The organism is uncultured Mailhella sp. (genome assembly GCF_905187505.1).
Classification (GTDB): domain Bacteria; phylum Desulfobacterota; class Desulfovibrionia; order Desulfovibrionales; family Desulfovibrionaceae; genus Mailhella.
In genome coordinates this window covers 1-2,420 of record NZ_CAJJIC010000196.1, presented here as the reverse complement: position 1 = coordinate 2,420, position 2,420 = coordinate 1, and the positions used below count along the sequence as shown (strand labels likewise).

Here is a 2,420-nt window from a genome sequence, read left to right as displayed (position 1 = left end):
GGGGGGGGGGGGGGGGGGGGCGGGGGGGGGGGGGGGGGGGGGGGGGGGGGGGCAGGGCGGCTTTCAGGCATTCGAGGTTGCTGGTGAGAGCGCTGCCGATGACGAAGTTCGGCGCTCCGAGGTCTATGCCTTCGGGCAGCGGGGGCAGGGGCAGCAGGAAGGTATGGCCTTCGGGCTGGGGAGTGCCGTTTTCATCGGCGCGGAAGCGGGCCACGTAGGCGAGTCCCTTGCGGGCGTTGGTAAGGGCGAGGATTTCCTCGCCGGGCAGGGCCGGGGCGTTGGCGGCGAGGCATTGCAGGTAGTTGAGTCCAGCCTGTTTTGCGTCCACGGCGCGGGCGAGGCCTGAAGCGGTGGTGAGGCCGATGCGCAGGCCGGTGAAGTTGCCGGGGCCGGCCACGCAGGCTATGCGTCTGATGGCCGAAGGGGTGACGCCGAGGCGGGCGCAGGCTTCGCGCAGGGCCGGGGCAAGCAGCTCGGTTCCGCCGCGCTGGGCGAGCCAGTCCTCGCCGCAGAGCATGGCGCCGTTTTCGCACAGCGCGAACTGGACGCGCTTTTCCGCTGTATTGAGAATAAGAGTAAGTTCACGCATTTATTTGAACCAGCGCATGACGTCGTTGAAGGTGGCGAAGATCATGAGGGCGATGAGCAGGCTTGCGCCCACGCGCATGGACCATTCCTGCACCTTTTCGGGCACGGGACGGCGCACGATGATTTCCACGATGCAGAACAGTATGGCTCCGCCGTCCAGCACGGGAATGGGGAAGAGGTTGAGCAGGCCGAGGTTCACGCTGATGAGGGCGGTGAGCAGAAGCAGCGGCACGATGCCCGCCTCAGCCTGCTGGCCGAGCATCTGGGCGATGAGTATGGGCCCGCCCACGGAGTCGGCGGCCACGGAGCCGGTGATCATCTTTTTCACGCCGGTGAGGGTGATGTCGATCATGTTCCAGGTCTGGCGCAGACCGAGTACCGCGGATTCCGCGAAGCTTTTGGGTTCGTAGCGCACCGCGCCCGAGGCCTGAACGCCGATGAGCCATGCGGTTTCCTTTTCGCCGAAGATGTTGGCACGTTCGCTGCGGGTGGGGGTCATGTCGAAGCTGAGGGGCGTGCCGTCGCGCAGAACGTCCACGCGGAGGGTGCGGCCGCCGGAGGCTCCCACGGTTTCGGGCACCTGCGACCAGCGGTCGATGGCGACGCCGTCGATGGCGGTGATCATGTCGCCGGGCAGCATGCCCGCCTGCATGGCCGCGCTGCCCTGCACGATGGCTCCTGCCTGCGGCAGCGGCACGGCAAGGCCGGTGGAAAGGGTGAGTCCCCAGTAGATGAGCCAGGCTATGACGATGTTCATGAACGGTCCGGCAAAGGCTATGATGAGTCTCTGCCATGCGGGGCGGTTGTTGACCGCTTCTTCCTGCGTGAAGCCGAGGCTTTCCACTTCGTTGCTGTATTCGCCCACGCCCGACACGTAGCCGCCGAACGGCAGCCAGGAAAGCCGGTATTCGGTCTTGCCGCGCCTGAAGCTGCACAGTTTCGGCCCCATGCCGATGGAAAAGGTGATGACGCCCACCTTGAACGCGCGGAAGGCGAGGAAGTGTCCGAGTTCATGGAAGAAGATGAGGCCGCCGAATACCAGCACCACGGCCAGCGCGGCGTCCCAGTAGGAAAGATAGTGAAGTAGTGACTGCATGGTATCCCGATGGGGCCGGACGGATTCCGCCCCGTTGAGGTTGAACGAGCCGCAGGGAAGGCGCGTTTTTCTGCGCCGGGCTGTGCGCTGCGGTCCGTTTTATTGCCGCCTTCGCCGGTCGGCCGGACGGGACGGCTTTGGCCGAAGCCCGGAAAGGGCCCGGCGTGCGTTTCCGGTCAGGCCTGCCACTGCCTTGCGCGGTCTCGTGCGGCGGCGTCGGTCTTTTCCACGGACTCGAGCGCTCGGGCGACCTGCGGTGCAAGCGGGCCGTCGGCAAGCTCGAAGTTCTGCACATCCGAGGCGTCGTCGAGAATGTCCTTTACCAGCGCCGGAATGTCGGTGAAGCCGATGTCTCCGGCGAGGAAGCGTTCCACGGCCACTTCGTTGGCGGCGTTGAGCTCCACGGTGTGGCCCTGGGCAAGGGCGCGGCGCGCAAGGTCGAGACAGGGGAAGAGGTCGAGGCGCGGTTCCTCGAAGGTGAGGCTGCCCACCCTTGCGAGATCGAGAGCGCTGATGCCCGTGACCCTTCCGTCGGAAAGATAAGGCCACGAAAGGCATCCGGCAATGGGTACGCGTATGTCCGGCACGGCGAAATGTCCCATCATGGCCCCGTCGGCCAGTTCCACGAGAGAATGCACGATGGACTGAGGATGCACGACCACGACCACGTCTCTGGCGGGCACATGGTAGAGATGGCAGGCCTCGATGATTTCCAGGCCCTTGTTCATGAGCGTGG

At 65.6% G+C, this 2,420-nt stretch carries 2 protein-coding genes and 1 pseudogene; all 3 read right to left on the bottom strand.

Going from position 1 to position 2,420, the window contains the following annotated elements:
- Positions 1-589 (bottom strand): tRNA (adenosine(37)-N6)-threonylcarbamoyltransferase complex dimerization subunit type 1 TsaB (gene tsaB, locus QZZ60_RS11245; RefSeq protein ID WP_295641442.1); only part of this gene is annotated, 589 nt, incomplete at its 3' end.
- Positions 590-1,684: an RIP metalloprotease RseP gene (rseP, locus tag QZZ60_RS11240; RefSeq protein ID WP_295641440.1), complete on the bottom strand. Its 1,095-nt coding sequence runs from the start codon at positions 1,682-1,684 to the stop codon at positions 590-592.
- A 176-nt stretch (positions 1,685-1,860) separates the two neighbouring features.
- Positions 1,861-2,420: pseudogene (locus tag QZZ60_RS11235) on the bottom strand (1-deoxy-D-xylulose-5-phosphate reductoisomerase); the annotation flags it as partial.

Bases quoted from the DNA above. Each gene is read 5' to 3' on its own strand.
- rseP (WP_295641440.1), bottom strand. From the start codon at position 1,684: ATGCAGTCACTACTTCACTATCTTTCCTACTGGGACGCCGCGCTGGCC.